We start from the raw sequence: 26,527 nt of genomic DNA, 5'->3' as shown, positions 1-26,527 counted from the left end.
AATCGGTAAATTAGAGGGTATGAAAAATCTTTTAAAATTTGGATTTTCCGTATTGTTTTCAGGACTGGTTTTTATCTCCTGCGAAGATGATGATTACCAGACCATACAGTCCATTGCCAAAATCAGGATCGACAGTGTGAAGGTCATGAAAGATACCATGGATGTGTTTACAATACAGAGCATTAAGACGTATTCTACCTATCCGTCCCAATGTGAAGGGTTTTACGGATATGATTATATTCATGACAGCAGTCTGGGAAGATCTGTTACAGCCTACAAATATACTGTTGAAGGGCCTTGTGCTCAGGAAGCTCATGTAGGGGCCAACCAGATCAATTTCAGCCCGCGCCAGCCCGGAAATTATGTTTTTAAATTCTGGAATGGCAACAACAGCTGGATCACCAAAACAATTGTAGTTGAATAATGATGAAACTGATTTCACTTTTCTGCCTGCTTGCTTTGAATACCCTGTCCGGACAGAAAATCATCTGGAAGGAAGACCGGAAACTGGTTTGGGATGACTTTAAAAGCCCCGTGAACAGGAAAAATAATCCCGATGTAGCCGCTTACACCCATTGTGGCTGGGAATATTCTGTGGTGAAATCTACCAATCCGAAATCGCCTGTGAAAATTGAGATCACGGCTATTTTCAATGAAGACAGATCCTGGAAAGATACCAAAAGGATGAATGACTATATTCTCCTTCATGAGCAGAAACATTTCGACATCGCAGAATTATTTGCCCGAAGATTCAGGAAAGAAGTAGAAGAAAAGATTAAAACCTCCGGTGATTACGATAAAAATTTTAAAGCACTTTATCAAAAAATATCAAACGACTATAAGAATTTTCAGATCTCCTATGACAAAATCACAGAGCATGGGATCAATAAAGAAAAACAGGCAGAATACAATGCCCTCATCGCTGAAGAAATAGACCACTTAAAAAGCTATAAAGCCTCTTGAAATTCCTCAATAAGATCATCAACGAATTGCTGGCCCAAAATGCGGACCTGTCTGAGTTTAACATCGTTCTGCCCGGAAAGCGTCCCATCGTATTCATCAGGCAGATCCTGGAAGAAAATAATTATTCAGGATTCCTTCCCAATTTTTTTACCGTAGAAGAACTGATCGACAGGATTGCAGATAAGCAGCCGGTTCAGGGCATCTCTCTGTGGCTTTTTGCCTTTGATGTGTACCGGAACCTTGGTCTTATCCCGAAAGATGATTTTGCGGACTTTTTAAAGTGGTTTCCGACCCTTCAGAAGGACTGGGATGATATCCTGAAGTTCTCTGATAGTGATGAAGCCGTTTTGCAGTATATGTTTGATGAAGAGCGAATCAAAGAATGGGCTCAGGATCTGGGGGAAGATGATGACGTTCCGCGTAAGAAATTCCTTAATTTCTGGCAGAATATGAACATTTTTCTTCCTGTCTTAAAGAAAAAACTGAAGGAAAAGAACTGGGCAACTTCCGGAATGATCCATGAAACAGCTAAATCGAAGATTGTAGATTTTGCTAAAAACACTTCCGAACATTTTGTTTTCTGTGGTTTCAATGCTTTTACACCGGTGGAAGAGAAGCTGGTAAGAAGTCTGCTGCAGTGGAATAAAGCACAGTGCTTTTTTCAGGCGGACCGTTATTATTTTGATGACGAAAGACAGGAAGCAGGAAAATTCCTCCGAAACCATAAAATGTGGAAAGAGTTCGATGATGACAGGGCTTTTCAGTGGATTGAGGATGATTTTAATCAGCCTAAAAATATAAAAGTCTATGAAGTTTCCGGAAATGTAACGCAGACGAAAGTGCTGCCCGAAATTTTTAAGGAAATTGAAAACAAGACTTATTCCAATACAGCGGTGGTATTGCTGGATGAGAATTTACTTCCCGCCAGCCTGGATGTGATGTACGAAGTTGATAACCTGAATATTACTATGGGTTTTCCGCTGAAGAACCTTTCCTTTTCCAATGCGGTGAAACAGCTTTTTTATCTTCAGAAGCAACTGGAGAAAAATAAGTCATCTTATTACTACAGAGATATTTTCCCGATCCTTGAAGAACTTCCGAAATCCGCTGAAGATGAAACGATTATCAGTAATTTCAGGACAAAAATAGAGGAGCGGAATATCGTTTATATATCAAGAAAGCTTTTAGAAGAGCTTCTGAGCGGGCTTTCATACTATGGTCTTCTTAAAAAAGCGGATCACACCGGAGTTTATCTGGATATGCTGATCAGTTTCTGTCGCGACATCAAGTGGCTGGAAATAGATGATATTCAGTATGAAAACGTTTCCCACTTTGAAAATGCCTTCAGGATCATTAAAAACCAGGTGAGTCCATATGATTTTGAAATCAAAATGGAAACGCTTGAAATTCTGATCAATCAGCATGTGAATTCTGAAAGTATAGATTTTCAGGGAGAGCCACTCCGTGGACTTCAGATCATGGGGCTTCTGGAAACCCGTCTCTTAAACTTTGAAAATGTGATCATGCTTTCCGTGAATGAAGGGAAACTTCCTTTGGGGAATTCACAGAATACGTATATTCCGTTTGATATCAGAAGGTATTTTGATCTTCATACATTCCTGGAAAACGATGGCATTTATGCCTATCACTTTTATAGACTGATTCAGGATTCTCAAAATGTCCATTTGCTGTACAATGCACTTAGTTCCGGGGTGAATACCGGAGAGAAGAGCCGTTTCATTACGCAGATTGAAATGGAGAGTTCCCATCCGATAGAACATCTTATTATTGAAAATTCTTCCGAGCCAATCGCCTCCATGCCGATAGAAATTCCGAAGACAGAAATTGTAATGGAAAGACTTGAGAAGTGGAAAGAAAAAGTATCGGCTTCCCACCTGACGAGCTACCTTTATAATCCGATTGATTTTTATCTTTCGAAGATATTGAAGACGTCAGAAACCGATGAAATTGAAGAAGAACTGTCGGTTAAAAACTATGGGAATTTAGTTCATTATTCACTTCAAGAAGTATATGAATTACTTAAAGGTAAAGTTTTAAAGGAAAAGGATTTACAGACCTCAATTAAAGAGATAGATCAATATATCAATGTAGCGATTGAAAAGCTGAAACACCAGCCGGAATTCTATGAAAAAGGGATGAACTACATCCACAGAGCCATTGCTAAAAAGGTGATTGAAAATGTTCTGAACCATGATTTGGAACTGGTGAGAAGTGGTAATACCCTTGAGATTTTAGACATTGAAAAAAGGTTTGAAAATGTGGATTTTTATCTCGATGCCCATGATAAAATATCATTCTTAGGATTTATTGACCGGATAGATCGCCTGAACGGAACATTAAGAATTATCGATTATAAGACCGCAAAAATCAAAAATCTTACGGTAAAAATAGACGAAAACAACGTCACAGACTATTTCCATAACAGCGAAAGAAAACAGGCCCTGCAGCTGTGTATTTATCATTATGTAGTACAGAATCTTCCGGAGTTCTGGGGACTTCCTATCGAAACAGGGATCTGGAGTTTTGCAGAAGCTAAAAAAGGAGTGGTTTCATTACAGTTTGAAAAAGGAAGTATTGATGATGCGATGATGTCTGTGAAAAATCTGATCCTCGAAATTCTGAATCCTGATCTCAGCTTTATTGAAAACATCAAGTCTTATTCGAATTAAAAAATGCACCTCATTGCTGAAGTGCACTCAATTTGAAATGAAGAATATACAAGCGTCTTTGTCTTATAGTTTTACTTTTTTGTTAGTTATTTTTCCATCACTATCACTCATTTGTACAACATAAATTCCTGATTCTAAGTTTTTTGATTCAAATTCTGATTTGTTAACTTCCTGCTGCAGAATCAGTGCGCCGGAAATATTGTAGATGCTGATGTTTTTAATACCATTATTTGCTCTTGCAATAATCTGACGGCTTCTCGTAAATATTTCAGCTTTGTTGGCTAATGAATGGTCTGTCAGCGTTTTCTTGAACTGAAGATTATAATATTGAGTGACGATTTCAAATGTATTATTTTGATTATCAATGTCCTTTGTAGTAATTCCTCCGTCTGAAGCGTACTGTTCCTGAGATACTGTTTTTAAAAGGTTTTTATTTTCATCAAAAACATGAACCGCAATCAGTTCTTCCTGAGGAAGTTTCAGTTTCAAAAGACCATTGTTTTCTGACTGTACGATCTCATTTTCAGGAACTTCTATAGGGGTGTTTTTAACGTACGGAAGTAATTTCTGATCATTGTTTTCCAGCACTTTAAGAAGATAAACACCATCTTTCAATGCCGATAAATTGTTTCCAGTCGCTGACTTGCTTGCCACTTTCTCCTGATTGAAATCTGTAATTCCGACCAGCTGCATATTTCCAAGATCCGGTTTTAACTGAGAAGAGTAGAGCGACGTTGTAGTTTCCGGTTGTGTATTTCCCTGCTGTTTTGAAGTCAGGATCGCCCACTGGTTCAGAAGGCCTCCGCTTCTTAGGGTATTGAATTTCGCATTGGATGCCAGTGTGAATGGAACAATTCCTCCAACATGTCCTAAAGGTCCCCAAAAGAATGAATCCAGTTTATATTTATTCAGATCCCACCAGGCGTAGTAACCACGCTGTACGTCAATGGTTTTTGACGTGTTTTCAGGCGGTATAGCTAAGTCTACAGAAGAATGCCCTAAAGTCATTGGAGTCTTGTTATACCAGTCATACACATCCTTAGGTTTCATGCATCGTCTGAGGTTATTATTTGGATTATTGGTGACGTCATTGATGAAATTCTGAGTGAAGAGATTTCTCCAGATGACAGGCCCCCAAAGAAGACCTCCGTTGTCCTGAACGACATGATAGTTGTATTTATCCAGATATTCCGGAGAGATAACCTCTGAAATACTGGTATTGTAAGTTTTGAATCCAGTATTGTTGCAGGTGTGAAGTACATTGGCAAGGAAAGAGGTGAACGGATAAAAATCTTTTTCCAGAACTCCTTTGTTTAAAGTGACTCCTGAAAAATCATAAGGCCCGTCTCCCATATAGGCATACTTGAATTTCAGATTGGTAGGATTCGAAGTATTTAATTTTTTTAAGGTGGACATGGCGGCATGAGCCCCCTGAGAATACCCTGCCAGGAAATATTCATCATAACGTTTGATTCCCTGCTGAGCCAGAACTTTATTGGCTGCGGTTACGAAATCGATAGTAGCACCTGCCTCTGTTGCATAATCTACATAGGGATGAACACCGTCTCCAGTTCCCATACCAACGTAGTCAGGAGCCATTAAAATATAACCGTTAAGGACGTAAGAAAGTTCTACGACAAATCCGGCGGTTAAAGCCCCTTTAAAATTGGAAGGAACATTATCCCTGCTGTCTGTGGTTCCGTGGTCAGAAACTACGGTAGAGAGCTTAAAATTGACGTTAGGATACATCAGCAGTCCCGTAGCTTTTACGAGAACGTTATTTTCATTTTTGGTGTAATAGGTGATCTTGTAACCTTTAAGACCTACGTTGAAGCCATTCAGGTAGCTGACGAAATCCGGAGCATTCTGTTCGCCAAGGCTGTTGGCGATAAAATTAACAACACCCTGCGGAGTCAGATCCAGTTTTTGTTCAACGTTCACAAGATCTCCTGCCTGTTGGGCAAAAAAGAACGGAGCCGTTAAACCTAATAAAAGCGTGGATAGTTTTTTCATATCAATATTTTTTATTGAGATTAAATTAGATATTTTTAACAAAACCGTTAGAATATTAATACATCAATAATTATTCATTGAATACAAGTTCCCCGCAAAGTGAGTAAAAGAAGGAGTCCGGCCATTCGGCCGGACTCCTTTTCCGTATATTTCAGCTTTTAATTAAAAAGCGTTGATTCCCGTAATATCTAAACCGGTGATCAGTAAATGTACATCGTGTGTACCTTCGTAAGTGATCACGGATTCCAGGTTGGCTGCGTGTCTCATCATCGGGAATTCACCCATGATTCCCATTCCGCCAAGGATCTGTCTTGATTCTCTTGCAATATCAATCGCCATTTTCACGTTGTTACGTTTAGCCATTGAGATCTGTGCAGGACTTGCCTTGTGGTCATTTTTAAGATTTCCTAACTGAAGACAAAGTAACTGTGCTTTCGTGATTTCCGTTAAGAATTCAGCCAGTTTCTTCTGCTGAAGCTGGTAAGAACCGATTGGCTTTCCAAACTGCTTTCTTTCTTTAGAATATTGAACGGCTGTACAGTAGCAGTCAATTGCTGCACCGATTACACCCCATGAGATTCCGTATCTCGCAGAATTAAGACAAGATAAAGGTCCTTTCAATCCGGTTACACCAGGAAGAAGGTTTTCTTTAGGAACTTTTACATCATTGAATACCAGTTCTCCGGTTTTCGATGCTCTTAAGCTCCATTTATTATGGGTTTCCGGAGTGGTGAAACCTTCCATTCCTCTTTCAACAATTAATCCCTGGATTTTTCCTTCTTCATTCTTTGCCCAGATTACGGCAATATCGCAAACCGGGGAATTGGTGATCCACATTTTGGCACCGTTCAGAAGATAATGGTCTCCCATATCTTTGAAATACGTTTCCATAGAACTTGGATCTGAACCGTGGTTAGGCTCCGTCAATCCGAAAGAACCAATCATTTCTCCCGCAGCAAGGTGAGGAAGGTATTTTTTCTTCTGTTCCTCAGAACCGAATTCATTAATAGGGAACATCACCAGCGAGCTCTGTACCGAAGCAGCAGAACGTACCGCAGAATCTCCTCTTTCCAATTCCTGCATGATCAAACCGTAAGAAATCTGATCTAAACCTGAACCGCCGTACTCAACCGGAATATATGGACCTAACGCTCCAACTTTTCCCAATTCTTTCATTAGGCCCGGAATATCTGTATGATTTTGCGCGGCCTGATCAATCTGTGGCATTACAAAACTCTCCACCCAATCTCTTACCGATTGACGGATCAGTTTGTGTTCTTCAGTAAGTAAAGCATCAATTCCGTAGTAGTCTGGAATGCTTGTAAGAGGATAATATGACATGATTTTTTTGATTTGTCTAAAAGTAATACTTTTCGTGTGGTTTGAAAAATTTTTTTGAAAATCTTTATTGCCTTTGATTCTCAGCGAGATAAATAAGGATTTAAAGATTTTTACTCAAAATACAGTCTTCTAAGATTCCTCATCATTAGAGATAGGATACTGATTGGCAGCATTGTGTACCTTGCTTTTGAACTTATACAGATACGGAGCTTTGTTCGCAGAACCGTCATAAAGTTTCTCCAGTCTGTCCAGAATATTTAAGCTTAATATCTTGCGCTGGAAATTATTTCTCCTGAATTTCTGTCCCAAAATAGTTTCATACAGCGACTGAAGATCTTTCATGGTAAATTTCTCCGGAAGAAGATTGCTGGCAGCAACCTCGGTGTTGATATTCATTCTAAGGTATTCAAGGCCGGTTTCTATCACTCTGTCATGATCAAAAGCCATCTTGGGCAATTTATTAACCTCGAACCATTCACAGCTTTCGTTAAAAGCATCCGGAAAAGTATTCGCAATGGAAAAATCAATAAGGCTGCAATAACCTACCGTAATAAATCTCTGGAAGATCCAGTGGTCTTTGGGAACCTCAATTCCTTTATTATTAAGAAGGATCTGGTGCACATTATTCTCCGTACGGTCTATCCTTCCGAAAGTATGGAACTGTTTTAGGAAAAGATTCTGCAGGTGGGTTCTTTCATACAATACTCTGGCAGCAGCTTCGCGGAGGTCTTCATCATTAAAAACAAAACCGCCCGGCAGCGACCACAGATCCAGATCGTGGTATTTTAAAAGCAAAACCTTCAAAATATTATTGTGAAAACCAAATATCGTGCAGTCAACAGATACGTGTGCTACAAAATCTTTTGTATCAATAAGTTCCTGAAGGGTTTCTTTGTTTTTGGTGTCCTTGATTTTCATGGGAGTAAAAATAAAATTATTTTCTATAATTTCTTTCCTGATAGCTTAAAATATATCAAACTCACCGTAAAAAGCACAGAAACAGCAAGTAATATGTACAGCGGATAGTAGTTTAACAGCTGTTTTCCGAACAGAACAGCCATGATGATAGAACTGACAGAGCTGCCCAGGGATGAAAAAATAACAATTAGGGATGTAAACAGATTGATTTTTTCTTTGTCAATTTTAGCAATCATCTTTGAATTGATCACAGGATAGAGGGGTGAAAGAAAAAGTCCGATCACAGGAAATAAAAATAAGATGATATTGGAATTTACAGAATCAAAATACTGAATTCCTAAAATCATGAGGAGTACCGCGATAATTAAAGAAATACATAAAATATAATATTTTGATAATGAAAATCTGTGGATTACATTAGCGGTTACAGTTCTTCCTGCGTAAGAAAAAAGGGCGAGAAAAGACGTAGCCTGCAGAGCAAAGAATGAATTGACATTCAGGTGGTTTTTATAAAATGAAGGAAGCCATGAATTAAATCCCTGTTCTACAAAAACGATAAAGAAAACAACACTCAGAAATACAAGAGTGGCAGGTGTCGCAAATACCGAAAGCTCAGAAATAAGACTTTTACTTTCTGTTTTTTTAGCTTCTGAAATATTTAATTTTGAAAATAAATAGATCGTAACGGCACAAAGTACCGAGATAGAGATAAACCCAAATTTCCAGAACTCGGAATACTGGCTCGAGATCAACCATCCGAATCCGGTATTGACTACAAAAATGCCTACCATAAATGAAGCTTCTACACTGTTCATCATCTTGGCAAGAGACTTCTCATCTGAAATATTGTTTCGGATAATCCCAAACACACAAATCTTTCCCACAGCAAAACATGTCCCGATAATCGCAAACCAAACTTTGTAAAACCAGAAATCCTGGACAAAGGGCAGGAGACATGAACAGATTCCTACTATAACCAATGCAGAAATCAACGCTTTTTTAGTGCCGGTTTTGCTGATAAAATTCACCGCGAAAAGTGAAATAAATGCGATGGGCAGATCTTTGAATGATTCTAGAAAACCCAGCTTTTCATACGTGATTTTTTCTTCCGAAAGTTGAAGAATCACAATGCCCATACAGTTTAAAACCATTGAAAAAATTAAGAAGGTCAGTTTTAAGGGAAGAGAGATTCTGGGAAGGTTGGCTGTCATTTTGGGGACTTTTTAGATTGGATTTTTAAGATAATTTTATGAATTATGACGCGAATATAAGGCTTTAAAGTCCCAAAAATAAACGAAAAATTAAAATATTTGTGAATACAATGTTAATTAATTAAAAAAAAATATATTTTTATTGTCTCAATTTGAGAATTAAAAAACTAACTGTATATGAATCTAAGAATATCAAGAAACCTGGGGGTGGTTGCTGTGCTGTATTTTACAGCGAACTTCAACGCCCAGACCAGCGTAAAGGACACTGTTCCGAAAGAGAATAAAATCGAAGAGGTCGTAATGATTGGTTACGGCAGTCAGAAAAAAAGCAATGTGACGGGAGCCATCTCAAGTATAAAAGCTTCCGACATTGAAAATTCTCCTACAGCGGGAAGACCTGAGCAAATCATGCAGGGCCGTGCGGCCGGTATAAGTGTAGTATCCAATTCAGGGCAACCTGGAACCGCCGCTACCGTACGTGTACGTGGAATCACAAGTTTTGGTGCCGGAAGTAATGATCCATTGTGGGTGGTAGACGGAATTGTAGTAGACAACATCGGATGGCTGAACCAGTCTGACATTGAAGGAATGGAAATTCTGAAAGATGGTGCTTCTGCCGCTATCTATGGTGTTTCAGCTGCAAAAGGAGTTGTTTTGATCACGACTAAAAAAGGAGCAAAAGGAAGAATGAATCTTTCTTATAATGGTTTCTTTGGAGTGGGAAGTGCCGCAAAAAAGCTGGACCTGCTGAATGCCACACAGTATGGGAATATCATGAATGAAGTGATTGCCAATGATAATATGTATAACAATCTCAATCCTCCTAATCCTCCCATGTTTGCTAATCCAAACTCATTGGGAACAGGAACGGATTGGCAGAAAGAAATTTTCAATTCGGCACAGCGTCAGTCTCATGAATTCAGCATCAGTGGAGGAAATGATAAATCTACGTTCTATACTTCCTTTGGATATTATGACCAGCAGGGTATTGTCTTGAGAGATATTTCGAATTATAAGAGAATTAATGCCAGATTTAACTCAACCCATAAAGTTTTTGACTTTTTAACCATAGGGCAGACTTTTGCTTATACCCATACAAAGTCTCAGGGAATTAATGATAATAATGAATTTGGAGGGCCTTTAAGCTCTGCCATCAATCTGGATCCCGTCACTTCTGTTTTAGCCACAGATCTCAGTCAGCCTGTTTATACGAATAATCCCAATATTGTAAGGGATGCCAATGGAAATCCTTATGGAATTTCACCGTATGTAAGTAAGGAGATGACTAATCCGCTGGCATTTCAGGAAACGCAAAGAGGGAGATACAAATGGTCCGATGATATTGTAGCCAATGTTTTTGGAGAGCTTAAAATAAATAAAAATATTACTTTTAAATCTACAGTAAACGGTAAACTGTCTTATTGGGGAAATCAGGCCTTTACTCCATCAGCATTTCTAAGTACCGCAAACAACAATCTATCTAATAGTTTGTTCAGAGAACTTCAGAAAAAATTCGAATGGAATACGGAGAACACCCTTACGTATCAAAATAAATTTGGAGAACACAATTTAAGTGTTTTGCTAGGTCAGGGTTACTATGAATATAACATCAGCTACGGACAGAATGCAACGTATAAGAATCTTCCAACGAATGATTGGCAAGAAGCTTCGTTTAATTTTGATGTGGGAGAATCTAACAAAACTTCCAATGCCTGGGATGGAAAACAAACCCATAAAGCGTCTTATTTTGCAAGAGTAGTGTACGATTACAATAACAGATATCTTTTCACAGGGACTATCCGTAGAGATGGATCATCAAAATTCGGAAGCAATAACCACTGGGGTAATTTTCCTGCAATGTCTTTAGGATGGAACGTTTCCAATGAAAGTTTCTGGCCGGAAAACAAGATTGTTACCAGCTTTAAGTTAAGAGGTGGATACGGTGTATTGGGAAATGATGCCATTGATGATTTTGCATTCGCCAATTTCCTTGTTCCGGGTAGTAATTATACTTTCGGAGACAATATTATTCATGTAGGATATGCACCAAGTACATTGGAAAATCCTGATCTGAAGTGGGAAAGAACCTCACAATTTAACATTGCGGCAGATCTTAAAGTTTTAAGGAATTTTGATTTGAGTGTTGATGTTTACAGAAAAAAGAGTACCGATATTTTAAGAAGAGTTGAGCTTCCGGGTTATTTAGGGTTAAGCCAGAATCCTTTTAGAAATATTGGGGATATGAATAACGATGGTATTGAGGTGACGTTGGGCTATAAGAAAAGTTGGGGTGACTTCGGGATATCCGCAAACGGAAATTTTGCCTATGTAAAAAATGAAATCTTAAGACTGGAAGGAAACAGAGAGTATGTTACTTTCGCTGGTTTCCAAACATTGGGAACTGTATCAAGATTACAGGTTGGAGAATCTTATGGCTCTTTTTACGGATACAGAAATATCGGTGTTTTCCAGAATCAGGCAGAAATTGACGCTTACAGAAACGCGAGCGGACAATTGCTACAGGACAAGGCAAAACCGGGAGATTTCAAAAGAGAAGATGTTAATGGTGATGGTGTTGTTGATATCAAGGACTATGTTAACTTAGGTAATTCCGTACCAAAATATACATTCGGTTTTACCCTAAATATGAATTATAAGAATTTTGATTTAATGGTATTTACACAGGGACAGGCCGGAAATAAAATTTTCCAGGGGTTGAGAAGACTTGATATCCCGGAATCCAATTATCAGACCTCCATTTTAGACAGATGGACAGGTGAAGGGACTTCTAATACAGTAGCAAGAGTAACCAAAGATGATCCTAACCAGAACTATACAGCAATGTCTGATTATTATCTGCAAAAGGGAGATTATCTGCGTATCAAATTGGTTCAGCTAGGCTACACCCTTTCTAAAGATATCGCAAAAACCATCGGAGCTTCCAAAATAAGATTTTATGTAACAGGCGAGAATCTGGTGACTTTCACAAAGTACACAGGCTATGATCCTGAAATTGCAGGAGCCGATACTTTCGGTATAGACAGGGCTTTCTATCCACAGGCAAGAACGTTCCTTTTTGGTGCTAATGTTCAATTTTAATCTTTGAAAAAATGAAAAATAAAAATTTTATATATAAAAGTATTTCCGTTTTAATGCTTACGGGAATTAGCTTTGGAGCGGTTTCTTGTAACGACGGTAATTTGGAAGATGTTAAAAATACAGGAACCTTCGATTCAAATAATTATTTCAAAAACGAAGAGCAGTCTTTCGCAGGTCTTGTGGCGACGTACGATATGATGAGGAAATATTCGGGCGGATTTGAAAATATGGTCACATTTTTCAATGGCGCTTCTGATGATTTCTATTCCGGAGGAGGAAGTTCTTCAGATGGTGCAGGGATCCAGGGGTTTTCGAATTATACACTGAATCCGGTGATTATGCCTGCCAGTTATTGGAAAGATTATTATCAGGGTATTGCAAAAGCCAATCTTTTATTGGATAGAATTCCCAATGCCAACATGAATGATCAGACAAGAAAAAGATTCATTGCAGAAGCAAAAGTGTTGAGGTCATTATATTATTTTGAATTATTGAGAATGTTTAAAAATATTCCTTTAATATTAAAACCAGTTTTAGTAACCGACGATTACTACAATATTCCTCAGGAAGATCCGGCAAAGGTTTACGCACAGATAGAAAGTGATATTGTATCAGTAATTGGAGATTTGCCAATGACTATTTCTACCACTAATATGAATGAAGTGGGTAGAATTACACAAGGTTCAGCGAGAGCAATCTTAGGTAAAATTTATTTGTATGATAAGAAAAACACCGAGGCTGCAGCTCAGTTTGAACAGGTCAATGGTACACCTGGCCAGACAAGCCAGTATGGATATAAGCTGGTTCCCAATTTTTCCAGCCTTTGGGTGATAGATAATAAATTTACTACAGAATCCATCCTGGAAGCAATGCATACCAATAAAGGAAACGGAATCTGGGATAACTGGGGATCCGGTAAAGATGAAGGGAATGCAGTCAATCAGATGGTTGGAATCATTTCTTATGGAACCAATACCAACATTCCTAATAATGATGCGCCAAGTATTCATTCCGGTTGGGGATTTAATCCTATCACAGATGATCTGTTTAATTTTATGCAGGGTGATCCACGTCTTGATGCAACGATTTTTAATGCTAAAAGCTTAAAACAACAGAATAAAATTACTTATTCTCCAGGGTTTAGAGATACAGGATATTTTCTGAATAAGTATTTACCGAGAAAAGCTGATGAGTCTACTCAGCCGGGAGTTATAGAACTTAATTTCCGTCAAAACTATATCGCCATCAGATTAGCAGATACCTATTTAATGGAAGCTGAAGCACTGGGTGGCGCAGGAGGAAGAGCTCAGGCCTTATTGGATGCGGTGAGAGCCAGAGTAGGACTTACTTCAGTACCGGTTTCTATGCAGGCGATCAAAGATGAAAGAAGAAGAGAATTGGCAGGAGAAGGGCACAGATGGTTCGACCTGGTAAGATGGGGAGATGCACCGGCGAAGCTGGGAACAAGAGGATTTAAGGCAGGCAAGAACGAAATTCTTCCGATTCCTTTCAATGAATTGATCAATACGGCTTTAAAGCAAAATCCTTTTTACTAAAATATGACGTTTCACAGTTTATATAGTTTCTTTTTTAAAGGTACCGCGCTGCTTTGCGGCGTGGTACTTTTTCCTTTATCATGTGCATCCGTTGGAGCAGATAAAGAAAGTGATGTTCAGTATTGGCTTACCAAAGGCAATGAAAGTGTAAAATTACAGCAGCAAACTCCGGTTAAATTTGGGGCAAATTCCAACAGCTGGCAAAATATTGAAATTGATGAGACACAAAAGTTTCAATATGTTGACGGTTTTGGGTACACTTTAACAGGAGGCAGTGTAGAAGTGATCAACCGTCTTTCAACGGCAAAGAGGAAAGCTTTATTGAACGAACTTTTCGGAAAAGACAAGAATTCGATTTCTATCAGTTATCTGAGGTTAAGCATCGGTGCTTCTGATCTCGATGGCAGCGTTTTCTCTTACGATGACCTTTCGGAAGGGCAGACAGATCAGACCCTTTCAAAATTCAGCCTGGCCAACGATAAGGAGCTGATTGCCATGTTGAAAGAGATTTTAGCGATTAATCCGGAAATTAAAATCATTGCAGCACCGTGGTCGCCCCCGGTTTGGATGAAAGATAACGGAAAATCAAAAGGCGGAAGCTTAAAACCCGAATTTTACAGGGTATATGCAGACTATTTTGCAAAATACATCCTTGGAATGAAAAAGGAAGGAATTACCATTGATGCAGTCACACCTCAGAATGAACCTCTTCATCCGGGAAACAATCCGAGTCTTTTTATGCCGTCTGATCAACAGACAGATTTTATCAAAGGCCATTTAGGTCCGGTGTTTAAATCCCATAAGATCAAAACAAAGATTGTAGTCTACGATCATAACTGCAACAAACCTGAATATGCCCTTGATATTCTGAAAGATCCCGAAGCTTATCAGTACATTGACGGCTCAGCCTTCCATTTATATGAAGGAGATATTTCAGCTTTAAGCACGGTGCACAACGCGTTTCCCGATAAAAATTTGTATTTTACCGAGCAGTGGACGGGATCGAAAGGGACCTTTAATGAAGACCTGAACTGGCACGTTAAAAATGTAGTCATCGGTTCTATGAGAAACTGGAGCAGTATTGCTTTGGAATGGAATGTAGCAAATGATCCGCAGTATAAACCTCACACAGAGGGCGGATGTACGGAATGTAAAGGAGCAATAACGGTTTCCGACAGTGAAAATTTCACCAGAAATGTTTCCTACTATATCATTGCACATGCTTCCAAGTTTGTGCCTGCAGGTTCTCAGCGTATTGCTTCTACACAGACAGAAACCCTTTCTACGGCGGCATTTAAAACCCCGGCCGGAAAAACGGTATTGATTGTCCAGAATGGAAACACTGCAGAAGAAAGTTTTAATATCAAATATAACGGAAAGACCGCTCCCGTCATTCTTTCGGGAAATTCGGCAGCAACTTATGTTTTTTAATATAATCGTATGAAAAAAGTATATTTCTTACTGGCCTGCTCAGCGCTGGGAATGAATGCTTACGGGCAGAAAACGGTGGATCAGAAAGTAGCGGAGCTGCTTTCTAAAATGACCCTGGAGGAAAAAGTAGGACAGATGGTCCAGTACAGCGGATTCGAATATGCCACCGGGCCTCAGAAATCCAATTCTGCAGCCGTTTTGGAAGAAATAAAAAAAGGAAAAGTAGGTTCCATGCTGAATGTAGCCGGAGCAGATGAAACAAGAGCTTTCCAGAAGCTGGCTCAACAATCCAGACTGAAAATTCCTTTACTTTTCGGGCAGGACGTCATTCACGGATACAGAACAACTTTTCCCGTCAACTTAGGCCAGGCGGCAAGCTGGGATCTGGGAATGATAGAAAAGTCAGAAAGAATTGCAGCGACAGAAGCCTCGGCATATGGTATTCACTGGACTTTTGCTCCCATGGTAGACGTTGCCAGAGATCCGAGATGGGGAAGAGTCATGGAAGGTTCCGGAGAAGACACCTATCTCGGAACCCAGATTGGCTTAGCCCGAATCAAAGGATTTCAGGGGAAAGGTCTGGGAAGTCTTGATGCGGTGATGGCCTGTGCCAAGCACTTTGCAGCGTACGGTGCAGCAGTCGGCGGAAGAGATTACAATTCTGTGGATATGAGTTTAAGACAACTTCATGAAACCTACTTACCACCATTTAAAGCAGCTGCTAATGCCGGAGTAGCGACATTCATGAATTCATTCAACGATATTAACGGAATTCCTGCCACAGCCAATCAATATATTCAAAGAGAACTGTTAAAAGGACAGTGGAATTATAAAGGTTTTGTGGTTTCAGACTGGGGAAGTATCGGAGAAATGATACCTCACGGATATGCCAAAGATGCTAACGAAGCCGCCGAAAGAGCCATTCTGGGCGGAAGTGATATGGATATGGAAAGCCGTGTCTATATGACGGAACTTCCAAAACTCGTCAAGGAAGGAAAAGTAGATGCAAAATGGGTAGACGATGCAGCAGGCAGGATTTTAGCCAAGAAATTCGAGATGGGACTTTTTGACGATCCTTACAGATTCAGCAACGAAAAAAGACAGAAAGAGCAAACTGATAATCAGGAAAACAGAAAATTCGGACGAGAATTCGGTTCTAAAAGTATCGTACTTCTTAAAAACCAGGGAAATATTCTTCCTCTTTCAAAAACAGCGAAGACGGTTGCTCTGATCGGACCTTTCGGGAAAGAGACCGTTGCTAATCACGGATTCTGGTCTATTGCATTTAAAGATGACAATCAAAGAATCGTTTCTCAGTTTGATGGAATTAAAAATCAACTGGATAAAAATTCAACCTTATTATATGCAAAAGGCTGTAATGTTGATGATCAGGACCGATCTATGTTTGCAGAAGCAGTAGAAACCGCCAAAAAAGCAGATGTTGTGATTATGACATTGGGTGAAGGTCATGCCATGAGCGGTGAGGCAAAAAGCAGAAGCAGCATTGGTTTTACAGGAGTTCAGGAAGACCTGCTTAAAGAAATCGCGAAGACCGGAAAACCAATTGTTTTAATGATCAACGCCGGAAGACCTCTGATCTTCAACTGGGCAGTAGACAACATTCCTACTATAACCTATAACTGGTGGCTGGGAACTGAAGCGGGTAATTCTATTGCCGATGTTCTTTTCGGAGCTGTGAATCCGGGCGGAAAACTTCCGATGAGCTTCCCAAGAACAGAAGGGCAGATTCCTGTTTATTACAATCATTACAATACCGGAAGACCAGCCAAAAACAATACAGACAGAAATTACGTTTCCGCATACATTGATCTTGATAATGATCCTAAATTTCCGTTTGGTTACGGTTTAAGCTATACGGATTTTAAATATTCCGATATGGTTTTAAGTTCTGCAAACCTTAAAGGAAACCAGACATTGAATATCAACGTGACCGTTTCCAATACCGGAAAATACGACGGTGAAGAAGTAGTACAACTGTATATCAGAGATCTTTTCGGAAAAGTCGTAAGACCTGTAAAAGAATTAAAAGGATTCCAAAAGGTATTCATTAAAAAAGGAGAAAGCCAAAAAGTAGTTTTCAAACTGACACCGGAAGATCTGAAATTCTACGATGATCAATTAAATTTTGACTGGGAAAGCGGCGAATTCGATATTATGATTGGAACAGATTCTCAAAACGTACAGACAAAAAGAATCACCTGGACAAAATAAAATATTCAATAGAAGTGGGCTTTAGCCCGCTTCAAAGAATGAAAAATAGAAATCATCAGCAATAAGGCTATAGGAAATTTAGGAGAATAAAATTAAATCAAAAACGAAATATATTCAATAGGAGCGGGCTTTAGCCCGCTTAACTTCACGCAACGAAAAAAACGGCTTCAGCCAAAACTTAAATATTGCTACATCAATGAAAATGAAACTCCAACATATCATTCAACTTTTCGCAACGGGATTAATATTATTTTCTGTGACGAACTGTGTTTCCAACAAAACATATTCCGGGAAGAAGCTGATATGGAGTGATGAATTTAACGGAAAAGGTATTCCGGATTCATTGAAATGGAATTATGATGTAGGAGGGGACGGCTATGGAAACCAGGAAGCTCAGTTTTATACCAAAAACAGACTTGAAAATGCCAGAATGGAAGGCGGAAATCTTGTTATTGAAGCCCGGAAAGAAAGCTGGGACAAAAATCAATATACATCCGCAAGACTTTTAACCAAAGGAAAATTCTCCTTTCAGTATGGAACAGTAGAAGTCAGGGCGAAACTTCCCAAAGGACGAGGAAGCTGGCCAGCGATCTGGATGATGAGTGAAAACATGAAGGAATGGCCGGATGACGGTGAACTGGATATTATGGAACATGTGGGTTTCAATCAGGGGTTTGTACATGCTTCGGTTCATACCAAAAAATATAACCATATTCAGGGGACACAGAAAACGGATACTTTGGTAGTGAAAGATGTAAGTGAAAAATTTCACGTCTATAAAGCAGATTGGACACCGGAAAAGATTGATGTCTATATCGACGGACAGAAGTTTTTCACCTACGAAAATAAAGACAAGACTTATGAAGCATGGCCTTTTGATCAGCCTTATTTTATGATTTTAAATTTGGCGGTCGGTGGCTTGTGGGGCGGAAAAGAAGGAATTGATGATAATATTTTTCCACAAAAATATTATATAGATTATGTAAGAGTTTATCAAAATAAATAATGAAGCGAGGGCGGTAAAGTCCAAAAACAGAAAGAAAAAGATTATGAAGAAACTAATTGTAAGCTGTTTGGCGGTAGGTGCATTTATAAATGCCAATGCACAGAACTACTGGAAGAAAAATGCAGGGAAAACAGCGAAAGTGATTTTAACCAATTCCAAAACCAACGAAAAGATGGCGGATAAAGGAACGGTTAAATTTGAAAAATTCGGTCAACCTAAAGAAACAGATGCCTGTATCTTTGTGGATCCGGATTTTAAATACCAGAAACTGATTGGAATAGGTGGCGCTATTACTGACGCATCTGCCGAAACCTTTTATAAAATGCCAAAGAATAAGCAGAAAGAAATTCTGGACGCTTACTTTGGAAAAAACGGACTGGGTTACACGGTAGTCCGTACCAACATGAATTCATGCGACTTCTCCAGCGATTCTTATACTTATGTGGAAGACAATGATATGGCTTTAAAGACCTTCAATGTAGCCCATGACGAAAAGTATAAGATTCCGATGATCAAAGAAGCTCAGAAAGCGATCGGTAAAGATTTCACGTTTTACTTCTCTCCATGGAGTCCACCGGCATGGATGAAGTCCAATAAAAGTTTGTACAAAGGAGGAAGACTGGAAAACCAGTATTACCAGACCTGGGCAGATTATTATATTAAATTCATCAAAGAATACGAAAAAAGAGGAATCAATATTTGGGGACTGACGGTACAGAATGAACCGATGGCTACACAAAGCTGGGAGTCATGTATCTATTCTGCCGAGGAAGAAGGTGAATTCCTTAAAAATAATTTAGGACCAACACTTTGGAAAAATGGTTATAAAGACAAAAAGGTAATGATCTGGGATCACAACAGAGATTTAATTTACCAAAGAGCAACAACGACTTTAAGCGATCCTGAAACATCAAAATATGCCCACGGAATCGGTTACCACTGGTATGAAACCTGGAACAACAAAACGCAGCTTTTTGATAACTTAGCAGAAACACAGAGAGCTTTTCCTGATAAATTCCTGGCGTTTACAGAAGGATGTAAGGAACAGTTCAAGATGTCCGGAATTTATGATGTAAGTCTGGGAGAATTGTATGGAAAAAATATGCTTAATGATTTCAACAAAGGAACCGCTTTATGGACCGACTGGAATGTGTTGCTGGATGAAACCGGAGGACCTAACCACGTAGGGAACTTTTGTTTTGCACCAATCATCGCAGATACTAAGACAGGTGAAGTACATTATACTTATGAATATTATTATGTAGGTCATGTATCAAAATATATTAAGCCCAACGCTCAGAGAATCGGAAGTTCATCAAACAGGGCCGCTCTTACCTCTACCACTTTCATGAATGAAAACGGTCAGTTGGTCACTGTGATTATGAATGATTCTGAAAATGATATTGAAACCAACCTTTGGATCGAAGGAATGTCGGCTAAATTATCCGCACCGGCACATTCTATCCAGACGGTTATTTTATAGATTTAATTGGCTGGAAGAGGAACATTATTGTGAGACTTCCATTGAGTTATTAATGACACCACTGGCCTAGGAAGCTGTAGCGTTAAGAAAATTAAAACTTGATCCGTTAAAAAATTCCCACTGTCTGAGTGCGGACGAGATATTGAATCAAAAACAACAATGGTAAATCCGCATGAGTTTGGGAATTTTAGGAGCAAGTTTTAATTTTTAGCGGAAGATTCCAGCCTTGAATTTTTGGTTCATTTTGTTTCAAGACAAAAGAACAATTTGAAAAATAAATAAACTTCTTCATATCAACATTATTTTAAACAGAACCGGCGGCCTCGAAGAGGCAGCCGGTTTATTTATAGCTGTATTCAGATCAGTTATTCACCATATCTGTCGGTTATCTTCTGAGTAAGAAACCTTCATTGTGATAAAGATTCTACTAATAAAACTTCCAGATACCATTGGCCTAGGAAGCTGTAGCGTCAAAAAAATTAAAACTTGATCCGTTAAAAAATTCCCACTGTCTGAGTGCGGACGAAATATTGAGCCGAAGCAGTAATGATTAATCCGCGCGAAACCTAACGAAGTGGTTCGACGAACGACGAGAGTCAATTTGGGAATTTTAGGAGCAAGTTTTAATTTTTAGCGGAAGATTCCAGCCTTGAATTTTTGGTTCATTTTGTTTCAAGACAAAAGAACAATTTGAAAAATAAATAAACTTCTTCATATCAACATTATTTTAAACAGAACCGGCGGCCTCAAAGAGGCCGCCGGTTTATTTATAGCTATATTCAGATCAGTTATTCACCATATCTGTCGATTACCTTCTGAGTCACGCCTGTATTGCTGAAACCTCCGTCGTGGAAAAGATTCTGCATGGTTACTTTTTGAGTAAGATCAGAGAATAAGGTTACGCAATAGTTGGCACAGTCTAGAGCTGTAGCATTTCCTAGCGGAGACATTTCTTCAGCAAAACCTAAGAAACCACCGAAACCTTTTACGCCACTTCCTGCTGTAGTAGGAGTAGGAGACTGGGAAATGGTATTGACACGTACTTTTCTTTCACCCCAATAGTATCCGAATGTTCTTGCGATGCTTTCTAAATATGATTTATTGTCAGACATATCATTGTAATCAGGGAATGTTCTCTGAGCAGCAATATACGTAAGTGCTAAAATGCTTCCCCACTCATTCATGCAGTCTTTTTCGTAAGCTACACGCATTACTTTATGGAAAGAAACGGATGAAATATCCCAGCCTTTTTCCAACCAGTCGTAGTTCATTTCAGTATAATGCTTTCCTTTTCTTACATTTACGGACATGCCTATTGAATGAAGGATAAAATCTATTTTACCAAATTTGGCAATAGCCGCATCAAAAAGTTTTTCAAGATCTTCTATAGAAGTAGCATCTGCAGCGATCACCTCAGAACCTGTTTTTTCTGCTAAACCATTAAGTTCTCCCATTCTCAAAGCAATCGGAGCATTGGACAGGATAAATTCAGCACCTTCTTCATGACATCTTTCTGCAACTTTCCACGCGATAGATTGCTCATTAAGGGCTCCAAAAATAATTCCCTTTTTGCCTTTAAGTAGACCGTATGACATAATTTTTTAATGTTTATTTAAATACAAATGTAGCAATAATTTGTGTTTGCGACATAATAAAAATGGAGCCTTATCAATTTAAGACTCCATTTTTTTGAAAATATTTATATGACTGAAATTTTAATTCGTTTTCTTATTCCATTCTGCTTTTACATCTTCCGCTGCATCTTTTGTTTTTTCCCATGCATCATTGGCTTTATCTTTAATATCATCCCATGTATCAGAAAAATTATTTTTCACCTTATCTAGCCAGTCTTCCTGAGTAGCTTCCTGATCACTGTTTCTTTTTTCATTGATATAATCCTTTGCTTTATCTGCAAGATCTTCAATTTTCCACTTTGCATTGTCTGCTGCATTCTTTAAAGAATTTTCTGTATTGTTTACTGCATCTTCCGCTTTGTTGTATTCTGAATTGTTCATAATATGTAATATTTTATTGTTGTGTACCAGTAATTAAACAAGAACCATTCCTAAAAACTGCGACCACTGTTAAACTTTTCTTAATCTTTTGTTATACTTTTCTAAATCAGTCCTAACTTTAATTAAAATTGAACAGCTATGGAAAAAATACGTTGTGGATGGTGCGAAAAGGATGATCTCTACCGAAAATACCATGATGAAGAGTGGGGAAGACCTGTGTATGATGACGAAACCATCTTTGAATTTCTCGTCCTTGAAAGTTTTCAGGCGGGATTGAGCTGGTATACCATTCTTTCTAAAAGAGAAAATTTCAGAAAAGCTTTTGATGGTTTTGATTACAAAAAAATCGCTCTTTATAATGAAGAGAAGATTGAAGAGCTTATGAACAACTCCGGAATTATAAGAAACCGACTTAAAATTAAGGCTACAGTAACCAATGCGCAGAAGTTTCAGGAGGTACAGAATGAATTTGGAAGTTTTTCAGTGTACATCTGGGGCTTTGTAGGAGGAAAACCAATAGATCATAAACCACAGGCTTTATCCGATGTTCCGGCTACGATAGAAATTTCCGATGTTCTGGCCAAAGATCTTAAAAAAAGAGGTTTCAAATTTATGGGATCTACCGTGGTTTATGCCCATATGCAGGCAACCGGAATGGTTAATGATCATATAGAAAGCTGTTTCATTAGAAAGTAATGAATTCTGTTTTATTCAATTTTTAGTGATATTTTTTATAAATAATACAATTAAATGTCTTGAAATTAAATTGTTAAAAGCTGCTCAATGGCTATAGAAAGGGAATCAACGTTGAGTTAATATTGAAAAATGTTTCATTTAAAAGTGATTAAAGGGTGGTTTACTCACTAATAAGTGTATTTATTGTGGATTTAATAAAAAATATGGCGTTTTATTAAAAATTTGTATATTTGCACCCTCGAAAAATAAACGATCAGTAATAACCGTGATGCAAAACAAATTTAAACTTCAGCTCATTTCTCTTTTTTCATTTTTTACGATTTTAACTAAAGCACAGGTGGGGATTGGAATCCCTAATCCGGATCCTTCAGCGATGTTACAGATCAATTCAAAGAATAAAGGAATGCTGCTCCCAAGTGTAGCCCTTGCATCATCTACAGATCAGACTACGATCCCAAATCCTGCTGAAGGACTGATTGTCTGGAACAATGGATCAGGAAGCCTTGCTGATACCGGATTCTATTACTGGAGCAAATCCAGATGGAATATGCTTTCCACAAATTCTGCAAATGCCGGAAACGGAACCAGTGGCGGCGTTACTCCATTAGCCGTTTGGAATAATTCCGCTACCAACAGTGGAAACTCTGGCGGAGAACATACCAATCTTTCTTTAGGAACCAATACTTCAGATGACCTTGTGTTTAAAGTAAACTCTACAGCAGTAGGAAGACTGGGCGTCAATAACTCAATAAGTTTCGGGACAGCAGCCAATGCAGCACAAAACGGTATTGCGCTGGGGAATTCCAGCAGCGCTTACCAGGGAATCGCCATCGGAACCAACACTTCAGTGACTGCTAATGAATCTGTTGCATTGGGAGCGAATTCTAAAATTTCAGGATATCAGTCAACGGCAGTAGGATTTAATGCCAAGGTAACCGTAAACGAAGCAACAGCAATAGGAAATAATGCTGACGCGTCAGGTTTTCAGTCGATTGCAGTAGGATATAATGCTAAAACAACGACCAACGATGCAACGGCTTTAGGAAAAAACTCTACAGCATCCGGTTTTCAGTCGACGGCGGTAGGGTACAATGCCAAAACCACTTCCAACAGCGAAACAGCGGTAGGATATAATACGATAACCAATAACCAGAATTCAACAGCAGTAGGATCCGGAGCTAATGCTTTAGGACAATATTCCACAGCAGTGGGCTATGGAGCAGTGACTTCACAGGCTAATGCCATTGTTATCGGAAATAATAATGCAAATATTGGTATTGGAACAGGAACACCGAATACTTCAGCTAAAATAGATGTAAACGGACAATACAAACTGGGTGAAAAGGGAAGTATACAGAAGAATCAGATCAGCTTTGAAGCCTGGCCATCGGTTTCCGTGAACAATTTATCACCGGGAAAATCTGTTACGCTGGAGATTGCTATTCCTTCCCATATGCAGCCCGGTTCCACAAGAGCCGCGATTGTCGTTTCTCCGGCAGGTGATTTTGCGGGTAATACCTCATTTTCAATATCAAACCCAAGAATGACCTCTACCTCAAGTGTAATCATCAATCTGACCAATATCTCCGGAAATGCAGAAAGCTTATATTCAGGACATTTTTATGTGATGATTAATGAGTTTTAGAAGCTTGGATGTGTCAATTGTGAATTTTGCTTTGCAAGTGAATGGTGAAGGATAGATTTAAGAACCAAGAACCAATAACCAAGATGCAAGACATCAGATGTCAGATATTTCCTATTCCCTAATCTCTAATCCCTTTAAATAAAACATTGTTGGCACCATAAATTGATTTAATTTTGCTAATGATCTATCCGGTTCTATTTAAATGTAGAAGAAAAGGTTTGGATCATTAATGCAGATTCTTGAAATGTATGAAGAAAATAGGAATTATAGGCTTCGGCTGGCTGGGATCCAGAATTGCCGCGTCCATGTCGGACAAATACCAGATATATACAACGGCAACGACAAATGATAAAGTTGCTGAACTGTCTTCCAAAGGATTTAACACCACTCTCGCCAGCTTTCCTGATTTTCAATTGGAAGAAAAAATCACACAGTGGGATGAAATCAAAGCTATGGATGTTGTCATTATCACGATTCCGCTTTCCGGAAAAAGCTGCTGTGCAAGTTCTTTGTATAACAGAATTCAACATTTATTATCGTTTATCGGTGATTTTCACGGACAGATGTTTGTGATGAGTTCTACCGGCGTATATCCGGATATTCCGGGTGAATATACCGAGGAAAGCCTTTCCTCAGATCAGGTTCAGGGAGAAAGAATAATTAAAAACACTTATCCACAGGTTAATATTTTGAGATTGGCTGGATTGATGGGAGATAACCGACTTTTGAAAAATTATACGATTTCCAACCTGGAAGCTCCCGTGAATCATATCCATTACGAAGATATCTGTAATGTGATTGAAGCCATGATTGAAAAAGGGTCAGAAGGAAAATTATACAATGTAGCAGCGCCACAACACCCGTCAAAAGCTCAGGTGATCAATGCTCAGAAAAATCTGCCACCTGCAGAAGAAGTGATTAGTGAAGGAAAAATAATTTTGTCTTCAAAACTGATCTCAGAGCTGGATTTTGTATTTAAGCATCCCGATCCGAGAGCATTTCATTGAGGTTTATAAATAGTGAAGTTTTATTTCGTGTGCTGAATAGAATACATCCTGTTAGCATGAAAATAAGAATAAAATAAATCAGTATTGGCGAGCCAGTCAAAAGTAAGCCCAAATTTTTTCTTGGATTCCGGAACATTTGCTTTGTTGTTTTTTGATAGCTCACTTTCATCAAATACGATACTGTTTTTGATGATTTTGCCTTCTGTTACGTGCATGAAATAATAGTCAACCGGAATGTCTGCCCACTCAGAATGATGCTCAATAATGAAATTTTCAATCTGATGGTCTTTTATCATTTTGAAAATATCAAGGTCACAATGGTCATTATCATGGTCATAGGTGTAATTTTCAAAATTATCCTTAGATTCTAAGTGCAGGATATAATCACTTAAGAGTTCAAAATCTTTTGCTTCATCCAACCCAAGATCACAGCAGGTATTGAAAGGAATAAAGGTGAAGCCGCGCACTTTAAAGTGAACCACATCATTGTTCAGTTCAATATTTTTATCTGTTATAAGGCATGTAATGTCCTGACCCATGATATTATTTTAAATATTCTTTTTTTGAGCAATCGTAAGAATAGAATTTCTCCTGAGATAACCAATCGAAATCGAGGCCCAGTTCTTTTCTGTACTTTTGAGTATCAGCATATCTTATTTGTGGATTTTCATCGTCAAACAGTGAAGAATCCGCTGAAATAATTTCACCACTCTTTACATACATAAAAGAATATTCAAAAGATCTCAGGTATCCTTTTTCACGCAATGATTCAAAAGGGGTGTATTCCCATTCGTAATAGTCTTCAATGATAAAATGATCAATCCTGTAATCTTCAATTAACTTCATCAAATGAGCCTCCGGTTCATCGTCTTCATCAAAGACAGCTTCTTTAAAATTGTCCTGAAGTTTTATGTGTTCGAAATAATCCTTCAGAAATCTAAAGTTTTGAGAGTCTTTAATGAATCTGTCAATGAGTGAAAAATCAACGGGTATGAAAGAAAGTTCATTTATTTTAAAATGAACAATACTTTTATGGAGGTTAATCTCCTGTGGAGTTATGATACAAAGGATTTGTTGAGGCATTTTTAATAATTCTGTCCGGTACAAATCAATAATGTTTTCTCAGAAGCATGATGATCAGCGGAGAATTTATTGAGATCAAGTGGTCTTTAAAATCAAACCTTATAGGTTTTTAAAACCTATAAGGTTTGAGTTCAAGAA

20 protein-coding genes are annotated in these 26,527 nt (G+C 38.5%); 12 read left to right on the top strand and 8 right to left on the bottom strand.

The genetic code is table 11. The features are described 5' to 3' along the window. The first annotated feature begins 19 nt into the window (after positions 1 to 19). The 3 genes from BM143_RS12340 to BM143_RS12330 are packed head-to-tail and all read left to right on the top strand — an operon-like array spanning position 20 to position 3,653. Positions 20 to 424 (top strand): hypothetical protein, encoded by a 405-nt coding sequence (locus tag BM143_RS12340; protein WP_090024752.1) that lies wholly within the window; start codon positions 20 to 22, stop codon positions 422 to 424. Next, a complete protein-coding gene (locus BM143_RS12335; protein ID WP_228430786.1) occupies positions 424 to 963 on the top strand; it encodes a DUF922 domain-containing protein in 540 nt (179 codons plus the stop codon). The genes BM143_RS12340 and BM143_RS12335 overlap by 1 nt, the downstream gene beginning before the upstream one ends. Further along, positions 960 to 3,653 (top strand): PD-(D/E)XK nuclease family protein, encoded by a 2,694-nt coding sequence (locus BM143_RS12330; protein ID WP_090024750.1) that lies wholly within the window; start codon positions 960 to 962, stop codon positions 3,651 to 3,653. The genes BM143_RS12335 and BM143_RS12330 overlap by 4 nt, the downstream gene beginning before the upstream one ends. Before the next feature lie 63 nt (positions 3,654 to 3,716). Here BM143_RS12330 and BM143_RS12325 read toward each other — a convergent pair whose 3' ends face one another. The 4 genes from BM143_RS12325 to BM143_RS12310 all read right to left on the bottom strand — a co-directional run bounded on the left by BM143_RS12325 (position 3,717) and on the right by BM143_RS12310 (position 9,136). Beyond that, positions 3,717 to 5,666, bottom strand: coding sequence for a T9SS type A sorting domain-containing protein (locus tag BM143_RS12325; protein ID WP_090024749.1), 1,950 nt, complete (start codon positions 5,664 to 5,666; stop codon positions 3,717 to 3,719). Between the two features lie 162 nt (positions 5,667 to 5,828). After that, complete coding sequence (locus tag BM143_RS12320) at positions 5,829 to 7,007, bottom strand: acyl-CoA dehydrogenase family protein (RefSeq protein WP_034727607.1); 1,179 nt, start codon at positions 7,005 to 7,007, stop codon at positions 5,829 to 5,831. Positions 7,008 to 7,136: 129 nt separating this feature from the next. Next, on the bottom strand, positions 7,137 to 7,925 hold the full coding sequence (locus BM143_RS12315; RefSeq protein WP_090024748.1) for an NUDIX hydrolase: 789 nt from the start codon (positions 7,923 to 7,925) through the stop codon (positions 7,137 to 7,139). Between the two features lie 23 nt (positions 7,926 to 7,948). Beyond that, complete coding sequence (locus BM143_RS12310; RefSeq protein ID WP_090024747.1) at positions 7,949 to 9,136, bottom strand: MFS transporter; 1,188 nt, start codon at positions 9,134 to 9,136, stop codon at positions 7,949 to 7,951. Between the two features lie 177 nt (positions 9,137 to 9,313). Between BM143_RS12310 and BM143_RS12305 the strand changes: the two genes are divergently transcribed. From BM143_RS12305 to BM143_RS12280, 6 genes are all read left to right on the top strand, one after another. Continuing rightward, a complete protein-coding gene (locus tag BM143_RS12305) occupies positions 9,314 to 12,235 on the top strand; it encodes a SusC/RagA family TonB-linked outer membrane protein (RefSeq protein ID WP_090024746.1) in 2,922 nt (973 codons plus the stop codon). Positions 12,236 to 12,246: 11 nt separating this feature from the next. Beyond that, on the top strand, positions 12,247 to 13,791 hold the full coding sequence (locus tag BM143_RS12300; protein WP_090024745.1) for a RagB/SusD family nutrient uptake outer membrane protein: 1,545 nt from the start codon (positions 12,247 to 12,249) through the stop codon (positions 13,789 to 13,791). Between the two features lie 3 nt (positions 13,792 to 13,794). Then, positions 13,795 to 15,222: a glycoside hydrolase family 30 protein gene (locus tag BM143_RS12295; protein ID WP_090024744.1), complete on the top strand. Its 1,428-nt coding sequence runs from the start codon at positions 13,795 to 13,797 to the stop codon at positions 15,220 to 15,222. Positions 15,223 to 15,231: 9 nt separating this feature from the next. Then, positions 15,232 to 17,454 (top strand): glycoside hydrolase family 3 N-terminal domain-containing protein, encoded by a 2,223-nt coding sequence (locus BM143_RS12290; protein ID WP_090024743.1) that lies wholly within the window; start codon positions 15,232 to 15,234, stop codon positions 17,452 to 17,454. A 202-nt stretch (positions 17,455 to 17,656) separates the two neighbouring features. Continuing rightward, positions 17,657 to 18,460 (top strand): glycoside hydrolase family 16 protein, encoded by an 804-nt coding sequence (locus tag BM143_RS12285; protein WP_228430784.1) that lies wholly within the window; start codon positions 17,657 to 17,659, stop codon positions 18,458 to 18,460. Between the two features lie 43 nt (positions 18,461 to 18,503). Then, complete coding sequence (locus BM143_RS12280) at positions 18,504 to 19,943, top strand: glycoside hydrolase family 30 protein (RefSeq protein WP_090024741.1); 1,440 nt, start codon at positions 18,504 to 18,506, stop codon at positions 19,941 to 19,943. Between the two features lie 788 nt (positions 19,944 to 20,731). Here the strand turns inward: BM143_RS12280 and BM143_RS12275 are convergent. Together BM143_RS12275 and BM143_RS12270 are read right to left on the bottom strand one after the other, a co-directional pair. Continuing rightward, complete coding sequence (locus BM143_RS12275) at positions 20,732 to 21,538, bottom strand: enoyl-ACP reductase FabI (RefSeq protein ID WP_047453483.1); 807 nt, start codon at positions 21,536 to 21,538, stop codon at positions 20,732 to 20,734. Between the two features lie 120 nt (positions 21,539 to 21,658). Beyond that, positions 21,659 to 21,958 (bottom strand): hypothetical protein, encoded by a 300-nt coding sequence (locus BM143_RS12270; protein ID WP_034727619.1) that lies wholly within the window; start codon positions 21,956 to 21,958, stop codon positions 21,659 to 21,661. A 138-nt stretch (positions 21,959 to 22,096) separates the two neighbouring features. On the opposite strand from BM143_RS12270, the gene BM143_RS12265 reads away from it, so the two are divergent. The 3 genes from BM143_RS12265 to BM143_RS12255 all read left to right on the top strand — a co-directional run bounded on the left by BM143_RS12265 (position 22,097) and on the right by BM143_RS12255 (position 25,306). Next, on the top strand, positions 22,097 to 22,654 hold the full coding sequence (locus BM143_RS12265) for a DNA-3-methyladenine glycosylase I (RefSeq protein ID WP_090024740.1): 558 nt from the start codon (positions 22,097 to 22,099) through the stop codon (positions 22,652 to 22,654). A gap of 268 nt (positions 22,655 to 22,922) precedes the next feature. Then, the gene (locus BM143_RS12260) at positions 22,923 to 24,299 is read left to right on the top strand and encodes a hypothetical protein (protein ID WP_090024739.1); all 1,377 of its coding nucleotides are present in this window, start codon (positions 22,923 to 22,925) and stop codon (positions 24,297 to 24,299) included. A gap of 248 nt (positions 24,300 to 24,547) precedes the next feature. Further along, the gene (locus BM143_RS12255; RefSeq protein WP_090024738.1) at positions 24,548 to 25,306 is read left to right on the top strand and encodes a Rossmann-fold NAD(P)-binding domain-containing protein; all 759 of its coding nucleotides are present in this window, start codon (positions 24,548 to 24,550) and stop codon (positions 25,304 to 25,306) included. Between the two features lie 20 nt (positions 25,307 to 25,326). Here BM143_RS12255 and BM143_RS12250 read toward each other — a convergent pair whose 3' ends face one another. Next, positions 25,327 to 25,845, bottom strand: coding sequence for a hypothetical protein (locus BM143_RS12250; protein WP_090024737.1), 519 nt, complete (start codon positions 25,843 to 25,845; stop codon positions 25,327 to 25,329). 4 nt (positions 25,846 to 25,849) lie between these two features. Next, positions 25,850 to 26,389: a hypothetical protein gene (locus tag BM143_RS12245; RefSeq protein WP_090024736.1), complete on the bottom strand. Its 540-nt coding sequence runs from the start codon at positions 26,387 to 26,389 to the stop codon at positions 25,850 to 25,852. Positions 26,390 to 26,527 lie beyond the last annotated feature (138 nt).

Origin of the sequence: Chryseobacterium oleae (assembly GCF_900115055.1) — a bacterium.
GTDB classification, from domain to species: Bacteria; Bacteroidota; Bacteroidia; order Flavobacteriales; family Weeksellaceae; genus Chryseobacterium; species Chryseobacterium oleae.
Note: the sequence above shows the minus strand (reverse complement) of the source record. Positions and strands in the feature narration are given on the sequence as shown.

Bases quoted from the DNA above. Each gene is read 5' to 3' on its own strand.
- BM143_RS12250 (WP_090024737.1), bottom strand. From the start codon at position 25,845: ATGGGTCAGGACATTACATGCCTTATAACAGATAAAAATATTGAACTG.
- BM143_RS12270 (WP_034727619.1), bottom strand. From the start codon at position 21,958: ATGAACAATTCAGAATACAACAAAGCGGAAGATGCAGTAAACAATACA.
- BM143_RS12325 (WP_090024749.1), bottom strand. From the start codon at position 5,666: ATGAAAAAACTATCCACGCTTTTATTAGGTTTAACGGCTCCGTTCTTT.
- BM143_RS12260 (WP_090024739.1), top strand. From the start codon at position 22,923: ATGCAAAACAAATTTAAACTTCAGCTCATTTCTCTTTTTTCATTTTTT.
- BM143_RS12285 (WP_228430784.1), top strand. From the start codon at position 17,657: ATGAAACTCCAACATATCATTCAACTTTTCGCAACGGGATTAATATTA.
- BM143_RS12335 (WP_228430786.1), top strand. From the start codon at position 424: ATGATGAAACTGATTTCACTTTTCTGCCTGCTTGCTTTGAATACCCTG.
- BM143_RS12300 (WP_090024745.1), top strand. From the start codon at position 12,247: ATGAAAAATAAAAATTTTATATATAAAAGTATTTCCGTTTTAATGCTT.
- BM143_RS12310 (WP_090024747.1), bottom strand. From the start codon at position 9,136: ATGACAGCCAACCTTCCCAGAATCTCTCTTCCCTTAAAACTGACCTTC.
- BM143_RS12255 (WP_090024738.1), top strand. From the start codon at position 24,548: ATGAAGAAAATAGGAATTATAGGCTTCGGCTGGCTGGGATCCAGAATT.
- BM143_RS12305 (WP_090024746.1), top strand. From the start codon at position 9,314: ATGAATCTAAGAATATCAAGAAACCTGGGGGTGGTTGCTGTGCTGTAT.
- BM143_RS12315 (WP_090024748.1), bottom strand. From the start codon at position 7,925: ATGAAAATCAAGGACACCAAAAACAAAGAAACCCTTCAGGAACTTATT.
- BM143_RS12290 (WP_090024743.1), top strand. From the start codon at position 15,232: ATGAAAAAAGTATATTTCTTACTGGCCTGCTCAGCGCTGGGAATGAAT.
- BM143_RS12275 (WP_047453483.1), bottom strand. From the start codon at position 21,538: ATGTCATACGGTCTACTTAAAGGCAAAAAGGGAATTATTTTTGGAGCC.
- BM143_RS12280 (WP_090024741.1), top strand. From the start codon at position 18,504: ATGAAGAAACTAATTGTAAGCTGTTTGGCGGTAGGTGCATTTATAAAT.
- BM143_RS12340 (WP_090024752.1), top strand. From the start codon at position 20: ATGAAAAATCTTTTAAAATTTGGATTTTCCGTATTGTTTTCAGGACTG.
- BM143_RS12295 (WP_090024744.1), top strand. From the start codon at position 13,795: ATGACGTTTCACAGTTTATATAGTTTCTTTTTTAAAGGTACCGCGCTG.
- BM143_RS12265 (WP_090024740.1), top strand. From the start codon at position 22,097: ATGGAAAAAATACGTTGTGGATGGTGCGAAAAGGATGATCTCTACCGA.
- BM143_RS12245 (WP_090024736.1), bottom strand. From the start codon at position 26,389: ATGCCTCAACAAATCCTTTGTATCATAACTCCACAGGAGATTAACCTC.
- BM143_RS12320 (WP_034727607.1), bottom strand. From the start codon at position 7,007: ATGTCATATTATCCTCTTACAAGCATTCCAGACTACTACGGAATTGAT.